General features: G+C 71.5%; 13 protein-coding genes. 8 read left to right on the top strand and 5 right to left on the bottom strand.

All coding sequences use genetic code 11. The features are described from left to right. Positions 1 to 69 precede the first annotated feature (69 nt). Complete coding sequence (locus ACWG52_RS08825) at positions 70 to 1,521, top strand: protein phosphatase 2C domain-containing protein (protein ID WP_453128376.1); 1,452 nt, start codon at positions 70 to 72, stop codon at positions 1,519 to 1,521. A 91-nt stretch (positions 1,522 to 1,612) separates the two neighbouring features. Here ACWG52_RS08825 and ACWG52_RS08820 read toward each other — a convergent pair whose 3' ends face one another. Continuing rightward, positions 1,613 to 1,828, bottom strand: a complete 216-nt coding sequence (locus tag ACWG52_RS08820; RefSeq protein WP_033217977.1) for a hypothetical protein — start codon at positions 1,826 to 1,828, stop codon at positions 1,613 to 1,615. A 264-nt stretch (positions 1,829 to 2,092) separates the two neighbouring features. Between ACWG52_RS08820 and ACWG52_RS08815 the strand changes: the two genes are divergently transcribed. Both ACWG52_RS08815 and ACWG52_RS08810 read left to right on the top strand, forming a co-directional pair. Beyond that, on the top strand, positions 2,093 to 2,509 hold the full coding sequence (locus ACWG52_RS08815; RefSeq protein ID WP_389813846.1) for a hypothetical protein: 417 nt from the start codon (positions 2,093 to 2,095) through the stop codon (positions 2,507 to 2,509). A 129-nt stretch (positions 2,510 to 2,638) separates the two neighbouring features. Then, positions 2,639 to 3,085: an ATP-binding protein gene (locus ACWG52_RS08810; RefSeq protein ID WP_453128373.1), complete on the top strand. Its 447-nt coding sequence runs from the start codon at positions 2,639 to 2,641 to the stop codon at positions 3,083 to 3,085. Between the two features lie 43 nt (positions 3,086 to 3,128). Here the strand turns inward: ACWG52_RS08810 and ACWG52_RS08805 are convergent, their stop codons facing one another. After that, a complete protein-coding gene (locus ACWG52_RS08805) occupies positions 3,129 to 4,187 on the bottom strand; it encodes a DUF2637 domain-containing protein (RefSeq protein ID WP_161295620.1) in 1,059 nt (352 codons plus the stop codon). A gap of 200 nt (positions 4,188 to 4,387) precedes the next feature. Further along, positions 4,388 to 5,248 (bottom strand): (2Fe-2S)-binding protein, encoded by an 861-nt coding sequence (locus tag ACWG52_RS08800; protein ID WP_390137124.1) that lies wholly within the window; start codon positions 5,246 to 5,248, stop codon positions 4,388 to 4,390. 69 nt (positions 5,249 to 5,317) lie between these two features. On the opposite strand from ACWG52_RS08800, the gene ACWG52_RS08795 reads away from it, so the two are divergent. After that, on the top strand, positions 5,318 to 6,052 hold the full coding sequence (locus tag ACWG52_RS08795) for a GntR family transcriptional regulator (RefSeq protein WP_453129053.1): 735 nt from the start codon (positions 5,318 to 5,320) through the stop codon (positions 6,050 to 6,052). Positions 6,053 to 6,139: 87 nt separating this feature from the next. On the opposite strand, the gene ACWG52_RS08790 is transcribed toward ACWG52_RS08795, so the two are convergent. Further along, the gene (locus ACWG52_RS08790; protein WP_453128372.1) at positions 6,140 to 6,934 is read right to left on the bottom strand and encodes a hypothetical protein; all 795 of its coding nucleotides are present in this window, start codon (positions 6,932 to 6,934) and stop codon (positions 6,140 to 6,142) included. A 165-nt stretch (positions 6,935 to 7,099) separates the two neighbouring features. Next, positions 7,100 to 8,779: a PucR family transcriptional regulator gene (locus ACWG52_RS08785; protein WP_389813855.1), complete on the bottom strand. Its 1,680-nt coding sequence runs from the start codon at positions 8,777 to 8,779 to the stop codon at positions 7,100 to 7,102. A gap of 253 nt (positions 8,780 to 9,032) precedes the next feature. On the opposite strand from ACWG52_RS08785, the gene ACWG52_RS08780 reads away from it, so the two are divergent. The 4 genes from ACWG52_RS08780 to ACWG52_RS08765 all read left to right on the top strand — a co-directional run bounded on the left by ACWG52_RS08780 (position 9,033) and on the right by ACWG52_RS08765 (position 14,737). Next, positions 9,033 to 9,929, top strand: coding sequence for an FAD binding domain-containing protein (locus tag ACWG52_RS08780; protein ID WP_389813858.1), 897 nt, complete (start codon positions 9,033 to 9,035; stop codon positions 9,927 to 9,929). A gap of 2 nt (positions 9,930 to 9,931) precedes the next feature. Beyond that, complete coding sequence (locus tag ACWG52_RS08775) at positions 9,932 to 10,549, top strand: (2Fe-2S)-binding protein (protein WP_389813861.1); 618 nt, start codon at positions 9,932 to 9,934, stop codon at positions 10,547 to 10,549. Between the two features lie 2 nt (positions 10,550 to 10,551). Then, complete coding sequence (gene pucD / locus ACWG52_RS08770) at positions 10,552 to 12,954, top strand: xanthine dehydrogenase subunit D (protein ID WP_390137118.1); 2,403 nt, start codon at positions 10,552 to 10,554, stop codon at positions 12,952 to 12,954. A 319-nt stretch (positions 12,955 to 13,273) separates the two neighbouring features. After that, entirely contained in the window at positions 13,274 to 14,737 is a 1,464-nt protein-coding gene (locus ACWG52_RS08765) for an NCS2 family permease (protein ID WP_375942060.1), read from the top strand. Positions 14,738 to 14,833: the final 96 nt, after the last annotated feature.

Below are 14,833 nucleotides of genomic sequence, written 5' to 3'. Positions count from 1 at the left end.
CCGCGGTCCGGTGGACCCTTTTCCCGCATTCGGCGTTTTCCGCCCCCATGGGGGGCCGAGAATGAAGCCATGAGTCAGCAGGGCGCGGACGACTGGTGGCAGAAGCTCTACGAGGGCCCGGACGCGGGAGCGGAACCCGACCCGGGGGACACCCTGGACAACCGGTTCCGTTCGGCGGCGGGGGTGACGACCGACCCGGCACCGGCCACCGCACCGGCCACCGCACCGGCCACCGCACCGGCCGTGGCGTCGGGCACGGCCCCTGCCACGGGCCCGGCACCGGACCTCGCACCCGACCAGGGCCCGCCGCAGCCGCCGCGCGCCCCGGAGCCGCTGCTGCCCGGCCCCCGGCAGGGGGAGCCGGTGCCCACCCCGACCCTGCCCAGCCTCCCGCCGCCGCGCGATCCCCGGGCGGGCGACGCGACCGGGTACGCGCTCGGGGGCGTGGACGTACCACCGGTGCGCGGACCCGAGCTGCCGGTACGGCACCCGGAGGCGCCGAGCCCGGAGGCCTGGTTCGATCCGGCGCCGCGACAGGCGCCCGTCGCCGAGCCCGAGCGGGAGACCGATCCTGAGGCCGATCCCGAGGCCGGGCCCGGAGAACGGGCCGAGCAGGGGCCCGGGCCGGTGGCGGCCGGACCCGAGGCCGTGCGGCCCGCGGTCTCGCACCTCGGCGACCGCGCCCCCACGTACGCCCCCGAACCGGGAGCCCTCCCACCCGCCGACCCGGCCGCCCTCGACGCGCTGACCCCGGACACCGTCCTGGAGGGCGCCCGCTACGGCAGCTACACCCTGCGCGCCGCCTCCCTGCGCGGGGACTCCGCCCGCTACCGCGGCGAGGCCCGCCGCGACTTCCTGCTCACCGCCCGCTTCGGCAGCGGCGACGACGCGCTGATCCTGGTGGCCCTCGCGGGCGGGGACCGGGCCGCCCCCGGTGCCGCCGAGGCCGCCGCCGAACTGTGCCGCACCGTCGCCTCCGCCGTGGGGCGCAGCCAGGACAGGCTGGCCGAGGACATCCGCGCCGGGCACCGCGACGCCCTGCGGTCGGGCCTCCAGCGCCTCACCGACCGCGGCTACGGGCGCCTGCGGGCCCGCGCCGCCGAGCTCGGCCTCGCGGAGTCGGCGTACACCGCCGGGCTGCGCGGGCTGCTGCTCCCGGTCGACCCGCAGTGCCGCACCCGGGTGTGCTTCGGCGCCGGCGCGGGCGGGCTGTTCCGGCTCCGCTCGGGCCGGTGGCAGGACCTGGAGCCCGCCGGGTCGGCCGAGGACAAGGAGGGCGGCGACGGCACCGAGGGCGGTTTCCGCTTCCGGGCCGCCGTGGCCCGGCCGGGGGACACCCTGCTGCTGTGCTCCGGGGGCCTGGCGGAACCGATGCGGGAGGAGGCCGCCCTCCCGGCGGAGCTCGCCGCGCGCTGGGCCGACCAGGAGCCGCCGGGTCTCGCGGCCTTCCTCGCGGACACCCAGCTCCGCCTCAAGGGCTACGCCGACGACCGCACGGCCGCCGCCGTCTGGGAGGCGTGACCGGAGCACCCGTGGCCCCGGTGTCCCGTCGACGCAGCCTGCTCACGCCGGTGCGCCCCGCGGCGCGTGGCCGCGGGGCGCACCGTGAGATTCAGTCGACCAGCTCCCCGTTGCGCGTTCCGCCCTCGCAGATGTTGTTCGCCCCGACCTTTCCGCCACCGTCGATGCACTCACCAGGGGTGGGGTTCTCGGTGACCGCGACGGTGGGGGTGGTAGGGGCGGCGGACGCGGCGGCAGCGCCGGTGAGGCCGAGTCCGGCGAGGGCTGCCGTGGCGATGACGGCGGCGAAGATTCGTCGAATGCGCATATGGTTTCCCTTTCACGGATTGCTCGGTTGGGGCACTACTCAGCTTGATCTTCACCCATGTGGGTGGCGCGTTTGATTACTCCATTCGGGTGAAGTCGGTCGGGCCGCCGGTTCCGGTCGGACCGCCGTTCTCGCCGTCGCCGCCGACATGTGCAAGGTGGGGGCGACGCGCTATCTTTCCCCGAACGGCAAGGGCGCATCGTAGGCTCCTTCACCGACCGGAACCGTCAAGGGGTGTCGATCTCGGGCGATGGTGGTTTCTCGATGCCGGTGGGAGATTTCCTCCCCCTGGTGCAGTACGGCCCGCCCACCGAAGTGGTCCTCTTCGACAACTCATCGCTCGGAACGGCCGAGTCGGAGGCGTCGGTTTCCGGCCTGCCCTCCTGGGGGCGACGATCAGGAACCCGGCCTGCGTGGCCCTCGCGGTGCGGCCGGTGCGTACGGGGTCCGCGTGGAGCGGCCCCAGCAGCTCACGAGGGCTGTGAAGGGCGCGGTCCGGCACCGGGGACCCGCTCCGGCGGACGTGGCCACGGACCTGGTCGCCTGTCGATTCCTCCGAGGACCGGTGCCGGAACGGTGACCGGATTCGTACGGTCCGTCGGCAGGGTCGTGGGGGACGCAGGAGTGGAACGCATGATCCGGACGCCTCGTTCCGACCCCCGCGACGTGCCCCGCCCGTAAGCCCGCAGGAGTGCGGAACCGCCCGGGGGGCATGCATCCCGTAGACCTGTTCGAGAGCAAGGACACGGGAGGGACATCGCCGTGCGGGTGGGGGCGAAGACCGGGAAGTTGTGGGGGAGAGGGAGGCCGGTGCCGCGTGAGCCGTCCGCCGACGGGGACGGGGAACCGGTGGACACGCTACGGATCACCCGGAGCGTACGCCGGGCCGACCTGAAGGCGGTCGGCGAAGTCCGGCGGGCTCTGCGGGAGTTGATGCGCCACCGATGCCGGACCGACGCCGCCGAGGTGGCCGAACTGTTGATCACCGAGCTCGTCACCAACGCGCTCGTCCATACCGACCGGGGTGCCGAGGTGCACGCGAGCCTCACCGCCACCCGCTTACGCGTGGAGGTCCGGGACTACGCCGCACGCCGTCCCCGGCCGTACGTACCGACCGCCGACGACGGTACGCACGGCCGGGGACTCGTGCTGGTACAGGAACTCGCCGACGACTGGGGCGTGGACGCGCTCGCCCTGGGCAGCGGCAAGGTGGTGTGGTTCGAGCTCGACGCACGGCATGACGCAGGGCCCGCCTGAACAGGCGGGCCCCACGGGGTTTCCCCGAATTTCACGGACCGGGTCAGCCGAACTGCTGCTCCAGATCCTTCAGTTTGCGCTCCAGCGAGTCCAGCCGGGGAATGGTCTGGGTGTCGTCCTCGGCGGTGAGGTCCACCGTCCGGGCGCCGGTCACGTCAGTGGGTTCGGTTCGGTTGACGGCTTGCAGGGAGGGCCGGCGTCGTAGGGGCAGTTGTCCTGTTTCCGGTATGGCCGGCTCCGCGCCGACCGGCGCGGAGCCCGCTCCCTGCGTCAGTTCCGGGAGCTCGACCTGGCGGCCGCGGGACCGCCCGAACGCCCGGTTCTGCCGGCCCAGCGCCTTGATGCGCGCCCGGTCCAGCCGGTTCTGATCGCGCCTGCGGTGCCGGTCCTGCTCCCGCTCCTTCTTGTCCTCGCGCACCTCGTCCACGGCCTCGTCGAGGGTGCGCACCCCTTCCAGCAGCATGAGCGACCAGGCGCCGAAGGTCTCCCGGGGGGCCCGCAGCCAGCGGACCATCCGGATCTGGGGCAACGGCCGCGGGATCAGGCCCTGTTCGCGCAGCGCCGCCCGGCGGGTCTGCTTGAGGGCGCGGTCGAAGAGGACGGCCGCCGAGAGCGACATCCCCGCGAAGAACTGCGGGGCTCCGTCGTGGCCCATGCCCCGCGGGGCGTGCACCCAGTTGAACCACGCGGCCGCGCCCGCGAACAGCCAGACGAGCATGCGCGAACCGAGGGCCGCGTCGCCGTGGCTGGCTTCGCGCACGGCGAGCACCGAGCAGAACATCGCGGCGCCGTCGAGGCCGAAGGGGACCAGGTACTCCCAGCCTCCGGTGAGGTTGAGGTTCTGCCGGCCGAACCCGACCAGTCCGTGGAAGGAGAGCGCGGCGGCGACCGCCGCGCAGCAGAACAACAGGACGTACGAAGCGGTCCCGTAGACGGCTTCCTTGCGCCGCCGCCGTTCCTCGCTGCGCTCCCAGCTGTCGTCGGCCGCGGCCTTCTCGCTCTCGCGCTTGCCACGGGCCAGTACCGCAACTGCCGCAAGTACGCCCAGGATCAGCAGGCTGCCGGGCAGCAGCCAGTCCAGCGATATGTCGGTCAGTCTCATGCGGATGTCCCTTGCCTCGCGTATGCGGCTGTGCGGCTTTCCGGGCGCCATAGTGGCGTAGCCGGTGTGCCGTGCACGCGGGTTTCGGGGCAAGTCGACGCCATCGGGGGGAGGGGCCCGCCGGATAGGGTGTTGTGACTCGAACTGGAGACCGTACAGACTGAGTTGCGTTCGATTACGGTCAGTCGTACGGGGTGGGTTCAGGCGGCGGTCGCCGCGAGGCGGGCGACGCGGTCGGCGTCACAGGTCCGGGGACAGGTGACACAGGTGTCCTCGGGGCGGATGGTGTAGAAGAAGCAGCAGCCGGCCCGGTCCCGCGTGGGCAGCTCCTCGCCCTCGGGTCCGGTGAGCGTACGGAAGCCCGCGCCCCCGGTGTACGGGGCGGTCGAGCCGGGCAGCAGCGCCTCCAGCTCGGCCATGGCGCGCTGCTCCTCGCCGAGCAGGTTGCCGATGTACCAGAGGCTCTCGACGACCTCGTCGGTCACCATGCCCCACAGGGCGCGGCGGCCACGCCGCATGCGCGGGCCGAAGCCTTCCAGCAGCGGTCCGAGGTGCTGGGCCACCGCGGCCCGCACCTCCTCGCGCAGCGCCTCCTCGTCGGGCACGACACGCGCCCCCGGGAGTGCGGCCGCCGGATCGTCCGGCAGGCAGGCGAATTCCCCGACGCGCACGCTGAGCCGTCCGAGGGTCCGGTGGAAGGCCACCTCGGTGACCGGGAACCGTGGGACCCGCCGGTGCAGGAACCACGGGAGGGTGATCAGCAGGCAGGCCGGCCAGGCGTACCGGTGCAGCCCGAAGCCCGCGATCACATCGGGTCGGGCCTGGGTCCCGTAGTCCCTCAGGACCTGGGCGTTGTCCCAGGCGAGGAAGGCGTCCAAGGCCGGCCCGCCGGCGGCGAGCTCGTCCGCGCCGACCCATCCCGCACCGCGAGGGAGGGGTTCGTCAGCGGTTCGCTCGTTCACCCGCAACCCGCTGTACGCCTCGGCCAGCCTGGCGAACGCATCCGTCACCGCAGAGCCGGACGGGGCGGATGTGACAGCCGGAAAGGTCGTGACGGTCATGACGGGCCACCGAATCACAGAATCACACGATCGTTAACAGGTTAGCCTTACCTTACCTGATTCGGATCGATCCGCACCCCTACCGGCGAGTCACGTCACTTATTCTCAAGGGCAGGTCGAGACCCGGAGGAGGACCGCGTGCACGAAACGGCCCACGCCCGGGTACCCGCACAAAGGCAGAAGGTGTTGCGCCATTCGGTGCGCGGTCAGGTGCTCGACGCGCTGCGCGCGGCCCTGATCGACGGAGAGCTGGTGCCCGGGGAGATCTACTCGGGCCCGGCCCTGGGGGAGCGGTTCGGGGTCTCCGCGACCCCGGTGCGCGAGGCGATGCAGCAGCTGGCCGTGGAGGGGGCGGTGGAATGCCTCCCGAACCGGGGCTTCCGCGTGCTCTCGCGCACCCCGAGGCAACGCTCCGAGCTGGCCGAGGTACGGGCGCTCCTCGAAGTCCCCGTCATGCTCCGGCTGGCCCGCACGGTGCCCGCGGCCGACTGGGAGGCCCTGCGCCCGGCGGCCGCGGCCACGGCCGAGGCGGCGGCCGCCGGTGACCTGCCGGGGTACGCGGAGGCGGACCGGGGCTTCCACCGGGCGGTGCTGCGACTGGCCGGCAACGATCAGCTGGTGCAGGTGGCGGAGGAACTCCACCGCCGGGCCCAGTGGCCCCTGCCGGGCGCTCCGCGGGTCCGGCGGGCCGATCTCGTCGCCGACGCGGCGGAGCATGCGGCACTGTTGGAGGCGCTGATCGCGCGGGACCTCCCGGTGGTGGAGTCCCTGGTCCGCGAACACTTCGCGGGCTCCCCGGCCTGACCGGTCCCCGACCCCTGCCCCGCGCCTCCCTTTCAGCCCCGCCGGCGTTCGAGGCGCGGGCGCGGAGCGCCGTGCGGGTACCGGAAGCTACGCAGCAGGCGACGGGGTCGGGTGGTGGAGTTGGTCCGCCAGCCAGGTGGGGATGCCGCCCAGCAGGTGGAACAGGCGGCGGGCCTCGGCGCGCAGCCGGGTGGCCTCCGGTTCCGGTTCGGCCTCGGCCAGCGCCGCCAGCGCGGGCGCCGTGCCGATCAGGAAGCCCAGGTCCTCCCGGATGCGCAGGGACTCGGCGAAGCCCTTGCGGGCCTCGGCCACCTCCCCGTCCCGCAGGGCCAACGCGGCCAGGTGCCGCCAGGTGAAGGACAGCAGCAGGGTGTCCCCGTGCGCCTCCGCCCCCGCGTGGGCCCGGTGGTAGGCGGGCCGGGCCGACTGGGGCGCGTCCGCCAGGTGCTCGGCGACGAGCCCCCGCCGGAAGTCCAGCAGCGGGCGGGTCCGGGAGTTCGGGGACAGCAGGGCCGCGGCCCGGCCCAGCGCGGAGCGGGCCTCGTCGGCCCGGTCGCGTACGCCGAGCACGGTGGCGGCGTACGCCAGCTGGCCCCGTTCGCACGCGGCCGCGCCCCGGTCGTCGTCGTCCTGGGAGACCGCCTCGGCGATCCGCAAGGCGTCCTCGGCCTCGGCCCAGCCCTGCCCGGTGAACAGGCAGCGCTCCACCAGCAGCGCGGTCCGCTGCACCGCGGCTTCGGCGCTGCCGGCCTTGCCGACGTGCGGCGTCAGCAGCGCCGCCGCGTCCGTCCAACAGCCGCGCGAGCGCAGCCGCCATATCGCCCGCTGGAGGGGGTCGTCTCCTCCGGTTGTTCCGGCACCCGACATGGCGGTGTCCGCCACATTGCCCTCCCCAAAGCATGCAAGCAGCACATCGTTGAGCCCTGGGGCGAAATGAGAGCACGGATTCAGGGCCTCGGCCAAGGGGTTGGGTGAACTCTTTCACAAAGTCCGGACGGATCATCAGCCGCCCCGTGGCCGAACCCCGCGGCCCCGGGGCGGATCTTCTCAGCTCATCCGCAGTGCCAGGAAGAAGTCGAGCTTGTCCTCCAGCCGGGAAAGGTCCCGCGACGTCAACTGCTCGATTCGCCCGACGCGGTAGCGCAACGTGTTGACGTGCAAGTGCAACCGCGTCGCACAGCGGGTCCAGGAACCGTCGCAGTCGAGGAACGCCTCCAGCGTCGGGATCAGCTCCGCGCGGTGGCGCCGGTCGTAGTCCCGCAGCGGGTCCAGCAGCCGGGCCGTGAAGGCGCGGCGGACGTCGTCCGGGACGAACGGCAGCAGCAGCACGTGCGAGGCCAGCTCGTGGTGGCCGGCCGCGCAGACCCGGCCCGGGCGCGCCGCGGCCACCCGGCGGGCGTGCCGGGCCTCCTCCAGCGCCCCGCGCAGCCCCTCGGCGGAGTGCACGGCCGCGCTGACGCCCAGCGTGAGCCGGCCGTCGTCGGCCAGACCGGCGGCGAGGGGGTCCCGTACGGTCGCGAGCAGCTCGTCGGCGTGCAGGGCGGAGTCCGGGCCCTTGTCCTCCCCGGCGTCCCCGGAGAGCGAGGGCAGCGGGACCAGGGCGATGGCCTCGTCACCCGCATGGGCGACCGCGATCCGGTCCGAGGGCTCGGGCCCCGAGACGGACGGGTCGACGAGGATCTCCTCCAGCAGCGACTGGGCCACCGGGCCGCCGGGGATGTCCCCGCCTTCCCAGTCCACCCGGGCCACGACGACCTGCCAGTGCGGGGCGGCGCCCAGGCCGGGCAGCAGGACCGGGGCCGCGACCCGCAGACGGGCGGCGATCTCGGCGGGCGGGGCACCCGTCTGGACCAGTTCGAGCACCTCTTGTGCGAGACGGCGACGCACGGTGCGGGCCGCGTCGCGCCGGTCCCGCTCCACGGCGATCAGCTGGGTGACGCCCTGCAGCAGGTCGAGGCGCTCGGCGGGCCAGTCGCCCGCGTCCGCCTCGACCGCCAGCAGCCAGTCCGAGAGCACCGTCTCGCGCACGTCACGGGTGCCCGGACCGGCGGCTCCGCGCCCGTGTCCCCTGATCGGGAAGAGGGAGTAGGTAATACCCTGGATGGAGATCCGATGCGGCCCCCTACGGCCCGTCCGGACCGCCGCAAGGTGCTCGCTCGCCAGTGCTGCGCACACGCCCGGCGCCAGCGGCTCACCGGCCCCGGCGATCTGTCGGCCGGTGGGGGACAGCACCCAGGCCCGGAGATCGAGGTCGGTGGTGAGCAGATCGAGCACCACGTCGGGGCCGCCGCCGGCCGGACCCGAGGTCATCAGCCGGCGGTGTCGGTCCACGACGGCCGCGAGGTCTCCGGCGCGCTCGCCCGAGACCTGCCGGACGACGTACTCCGTGATCGTGGCGAATGCAACGTCCTCGTTCACGGCGAACAGCGGCAGCCGATTGCGCACACAGGCCGAAACAAGATCATCCGGAATGGCCTGGAGTTCGGCCTCGCCCGCGGCGAGCCCGGCGACGCCCGCGCTCGCCAGGATTCGTACGAATGGCTCGGAGTCGGCTGAATTTCGTCTCCAGGCCAGGCCGGTCAGGACCAGTTCGCCCCCCGACAGATATCGGCTGGGATCGCGTAGGTCGGTCGTCATGACCCCGCGGACCGTCCGGTCGAGTTCACCCTCGCCGCCGAGCAGCCGCAGCCCCAGCGCCTCGGTTTCCAGCAGTGCGCGCAGCCGCATGATGTCGCCGCCGATCTGTCTCGAATGTTGCCGTTGGAAATCGGGCAGGTCGTCGCATCCTGCCTTTCATACGAATCTACAAGACGAGGGAGGCCGTCAGCCAACTCCTTCATGGTTTCAGTGACTGCACCCGGGGGCGAGCGGCTTGTGTACTGGGTCCACACCGCGTTAACAGCACGTGAACGACCAGTCGAGGACTCGCAGGCTTCCTGGCTTGAAGTAAACGACACGATGAAGAAGAAGAGAGCCGCTCATGGACTTCCTTCGCCCCGCAAGCTGGGAGGAGGCACTCGCCGCCAAGGCCGAGTTCCCCTCGGCCGTGCCGATCGCGGGTGGTACCGACGTGATGGTCGAGATCAACTTCGACCACCGTCGGCCCGAGTACCTCCTGGACCTGAACCGCATCGGTCTGCTGCGGGAATGGGAGGTCGGCGAGGACGTGGTCCGTCTGGGCGCCTCCGTCACGTACACACAGATCATGGAGAACCTCCGCACGGAGCTTCCGGGACTCGCGCTCGCCTCGCACACGGTCGCGTCCCCGCAGATCCGTAACCGCGGCGGTGTCGGCGGCAACCTCGGTTGCGCCTCGCCGGCCGGCGACTCGCACCCCGCGCTGCTCGCGGCGGGCGCCGAGGTCGAGGTGGAATCCGTACGCGGCTCGCGCCTCATCCCGATCGACGAGTTCTACACGGGGGTGAAGCGCAACGCGCTCGCCGCCGACGAGCTCATCAAGACCGTTCACATCAGGACGGCGGACGGCCCCCAGCAGTACTCCAAGGTCGGCTCCCGCAACGCGATGGTCATCGCGGTCTGCGCGTTCGGTCTGGCCCTGCACCCCGGGACCCGCACGGTCCGCACTGGAATCGGTTCGGCCGCGCCGACCCCGATCCGGGCGAAGGTCGCCGAGGAGTTCTTGAACGCCGCGCTCGAAGAGGGTGGCTTCTGGGAGTCCGGCAAGGTCATCACCCCGTCGATCGCCAAGCAGTTCGGTGATCTCGCCTCCGGCGCGGCCAACCCGATCGACGACGTCCGCGGCACGGCGAAGTACCGCCGTCACGCGGTCGGCATCATGGCTCGCCGCCAGCTCGTCTGGACCTGGGAGCAGTACCGCGGTACCGGCAACGGCCGCTCGCTCGAAGGGGCTGCGTAATCATGCGCGTCAATTTCACGGTCAACGGCCGTCAGCAGGAAGCCGACGACGTGTGGGAGGGCGAGTCCCTCCTCTACGTCCTGCGTGAGCGCCTGGGCCTGCCGGGCTCCAAGAACGCCTGTGAGCAGGGCGAGTGCGGTTCCTGCACCGTCCGTCTCGACGGCGTGCCGGTCTGTTCGTGTCTGGTGGCGGCCGGTCAGGTCGAGGGTCGCGACGTCGTGACCGTCGAGGGCCTGGCGGACTTCTCCAAGCAGCGTGACGAGCACGGCCACGGCGGTGCCTGCGGTACCGGCGGCGGCTGCGGCGGCAAGGGCGTGTCCCTGGACGCGGCCAAGCGGTGGCAGGCGCACGGGTCCGGTCGAGCGGCTGACTCGCAGACCGGCGAGGGCGTGGAGCTCTCCACCGTCCAGCAGGCGTTCATCGACGCCGGCGCCGTCCAGTGCGGTTTCTGCACCCCGGGTCTGCTGATCCAGGCGGACGCGCTCCTGGAGGAGAACTCCTCCCCGTCCGACCAGGACATCCGTGAGGCCCTGTCCGGCAACCTCTGCCGCTGCACGGGTTACGAGAAGATCCTCGACGCGGTCCGCCTCGCGGCCGCCCGTCAGTCAGAGGCGGTCTGATCATGGCGCAGAACACCCGCACCGTGCCCGCCGGTACGCCGACGAACGTCACCCAGAAGCACACCAAGGGCGGCATCGGCGAATCGATTCTCCGCCCGGACGGCACCCTCAAGGTCACCGGCGAGTTCGCGTACTCCTCGGACATGTGGCACGAGGACATGCTCTGGGGCCAGACGCTGCGCAGCACCGTCGCCCACGCCGAGATCGTCTCCATCGACGTCTCCGAGGCGCTCGCCATGCCCGGCGTGTACGCGGTCCTGACGTACGACGACCTGCCGGCCGAGATGAAGAACTACGGCCTGGAGATCCAGGACACCCCGGTGCTCGCCGACGGCCGGGTGCGTCACCACGGTGAGCCGGTCGCCCTCGTGGCCGCCGACCACCCGGAGACCGCCCGCCGCGCCGCCGCCAAGATCAAGATCGACTACCGTGAGCTGCCGCTCGTCACGGACGAGGCCTCCGCGCTCGCCCCCGACGCGCCCCTGATCCACGAGAACCGCGACGACCACCACATCGGTCACGTCCCGCACCCGAACATCGTGCACCGCCAGCCGATCATCCGCGGCAACGTGGAGGAGGCGCGCAAGCGCGCCGACGTCATCGTCGAGGGCGAGTACACCTTCGGCATGCAGGACCAGGCCTTCCTCGGCCCGGAGTCCGGTCTGGCCGTGCCCTCCGAGGACGGCGGCGTCGAGCTGTACGTCGCCACCCAGTGGCTGCACTCGGACCTCAAGCAGATCGCCCCCGTCCTCGGTCTCCCCGAGGAGAAGGTCCGCATGACGCTCTCGGGCGTCGGCGGAGCCTTCGGTGGCCGCGAGGACATCTCGATGCAGATCCACGCCTGCCTCCTGGCCCTGGCCACGAACAAGCCGGTCAAGATCGTCTACAACCGGTTCGAGTCCTTCTTCGGCCACGTGCACCGTCACCCGGCGAAGCTCCACTACGAGCACGGCGCCACCAAGGACGGCAAGCTCACGCACATGAAGTGCAGGATCGTCCTGGACGGCGGGGCGTACGCGTCCGCCTCCCCGGCGGTCGTGGGCAACGCCTCCTCCCTCTCGGTGGGTCCGTACGTCCTGGAGGACGTGGACATCGAGGCGATCGCGCTCTACACGAACAACCCGCCCTGTGGCGCGATGCGCGGCTTCGGCGCCGTCCAGGCCTGCTTCGCCTACGAGGCCCAGATGGACAAGCTCGCGGCGAAGCTGGGCATGGACCCGGTGGAGTTCCGTCAGCTGAACGCGATGGAGCAGGGCACGATCATGCCCACCGGCCAGGTCGTGGACTCCCCGGCGCCGGTCGCCGAGCTGCTGCGCCGGGTCAAGGCCCGCCCGCTGCCGCCGGAGCGCCAGTGGGAGTCCGCCGGCGAGAGCGCGGACGTGCGCGCGCTGCCCGGTGGCCTCTCCAACACCACCCACGGCGAGGGCGTCGTGCGCGGCGTCGGCTACGCGGTCGGCATCAAGAACGTCGGCTTCTCCGAGGGCTTCGACGACTACTCCACCGCCCGCGTGCGCCTGGAGGTCATCAACGGCGAGCCCGTCGCGATGGTCCACACGGCCATGGCGGAGGTCGGCCAGGGCGGTATCACCGTCCACACGCAGATCGCCCGTACCGAGCTCGGCGTCACGCAGGTGACCATCCACCCGGCCGACACCCAGGTCGGCTCCGCCGGTTCCACGTCCGCCTCCCGGCAGACGTACATGACCGGTGGCGCGGTGAAGAACACCTGCGAGGCCGTCCGCGAGGCCCTGCTGGAGATCGGCCGCCGCAAGAACGGCTCGTACCACCCGGCGTGGGCCACGGCCGAGCTGCTCCTCGAAGGCGGCAAGGTCGTCACCGACGGCGGCGAGGTCCTCGCGGACATCGCCGACATCCTGGGCGACGAGGCCATCGACCTCGAACTCGAATTCAGGCACGCGCCGACCGAGCCCTTCGACCTGGTCACCGGCCAGGGCAACGGCCACGTCCAGTACACCTTCGCCGCGCACCGCGCGGTCGTCGAGGTGGACACCGAGCTCGGCCTGGTCAAGGTCGTCGAGCTGGCGACCGCGCAGGACGTCGGCAAGGCGCTCAACATGCTTTCCGTGGTCGGTCAGATCCAGGGTGGTACCACCCAGGGTCTGGGCGTCGCGATCATGGAAGAGATCATCGTGGACCCGAAGACCGCGAAGGTGCGCAACCCCTCCTTCACGGACTACCTGATCCCGACCATCCTGGACACCCCGACCATCCCGGTCGACGTCCTGGAGCTCGCCGACCCGAAGGCCCCCTACGGCCTGCGCGGTATGGGCGAGGCCCCGACCCTCTCGTCCACCCCGGCCGTCATCGCGGCGATCCGGCAGGCGACGGGTCTGGAGATCGACAAGACGCCGATCCGTCCGGAAGCCCTTACCGGGACCCTCTAGGACGGCGTGGTCCGGGGGCCGTGAGGCTCCGGACCCCTCAGACTCTCCGGGCGGTGTGCATGGGAACGTCACACTTCACGCCACACCGCCCGGAGGACGTACGAAGTACCGCACCGCTCGCGGTCCCTTCACCTGGCAGTACCCCTGCAAGAACCCTCGTAGTACCAGCGGTCACCCCCGCGCTACCCGCAGTAAACGCAGTGAACATTCGCGTCGCCTCGGGCCGTCACCCCGGGTCGTGCAGCCAAACGCAGCATCCCAAATCCCGCGTCTCCAATCTCCAAGCGGGTGCCCCTTTGAACCTTGGGAGTTAGGCACCATGACCCAATCGTCAGTAGAGCCCAAGACCACCGCGGAGGACGCCGGCGACGGCTCCCAGCCGCCCGCCGGACGGTCCTGGCTCGACCGGTATTTCCACATAACGCACAGAGGGTCCAACGTCGGCAACGAGGTCCGTGGCGGTATCACGACCTTCATGGCGATGGCGTACATCCTCCTGCTCAACCCCCTGCTCCTGTCGGGCAAGGACGTCGCCGGCACGGTGATGGACGGATCGGCGATCATCACCGCCACCGCGTTCGCCGCCGCCGTCACGACGCTCCTCATGGGCTTCGTCGGCAAGGTGCCGCTCGCCCTCGCCGCCGGTCTCTCCGTGTCCGGCGTGCTGGCCTCGCAGGTGGCCCCCCAGATGACCTGGCCGCAGGCCATGGGCATGTGTGTGGTCTACGGTGTCGTGATCTGTCTCCTGGTCGTCACCGGCCTCCGAGAGATGATCATGAACGCGATCCCCCTCGCGCTCAAGCACGCCATCACCATGGGCATCGGCCTCTTCGTCGCCCTGATCGGCTTCTTCAAGGCCGGCTTCGTCGGCAAGGGTCCGGAGTTCGGTCCCCCCGTCCAGCTCGGTGCGGTCGGCGAGCTGTCCGGTTGGCCCGTGCTGCTCTTCTGCATCACCCTGATCGCCATCTTCATGCTCCAGGCCCGCAAGGTGCCCGGCGCGATCCTGATCGGCATCGTCGGCGGTACCGTCCTGGCCGCGATCCTCAACGCCGTCGTGGACATCGACCCGAAGGCCTGGAAGAACGGCCCGCCGACGCTGGACGGCTCCGCGGTCTCGATGCCGAACTTCTCGCTCTTCGGTGACGTCTCCTTCGGCGGCTGGGGCGACGTCGGCTACATGACGGTCGGCATGATCGTCTTCACGCTGGTGCTCGCCGGCTTCTTCGACGCCATGGCCACCATCATCGGTGTCGGTACCGAGGCAAAGCTGGCCGACGACAAGGGCCGCATGCCGGGCCTGTCCAAGGCGCTCTTCATCGACGGCGCCGGTGGCGCCATCGGTGGCGTCGCGGGCGGCTCCGGCCAGACCGTCTTCGTCGAGTCCGCGACCGGTGTCGGCGAGGGTGCCCGTACGGGCCTCGCCTCCGTGGTCACCGGCCTGTTCTTCGCCGCCTGCCTCTTCTTCACCCCGATCACGCAGATCGTCCCGGGTGAGGTCGCCTCCGCGGCCCTGGTCGTCATCGGCGCGATGATGATGCAGAACGCCCGCCACGTGGACTGGGCCGACAGCGCGACCGCGATCCCGGTCTTCCTGACCGTCGTGATCATGCCGTTCACGTACTCGATCACGGCCGGTGTCGCCGCCGGTGTCATCTCCTACGTCGCCATCAAGATCGCTCAGGGCAAGGCCCGGGAGATCGGCGGCTTCATGTGGGCACTGACCGCGATCTTCGTGGTGTTCTTCGCCCTGAACCCGATCGAGCACTGGCTCGGGGTCGGCTGACCCGGAACCATCCGACTCACCACGTGACCGCACCTCCACGTAGCCGATCCGCGCGACCGCCGCGCGTATCCGATACTGGAACCGAACCTCCGAGGA

The sequence above is a fragment of the Streptomyces sp. CLCI03 genome, assembly GCF_053615355.1.
The sequence above is the reverse complement of the archived record's forward strand: the minus strand, read 5'-3'. Positions and strand labels throughout refer to the sequence as shown.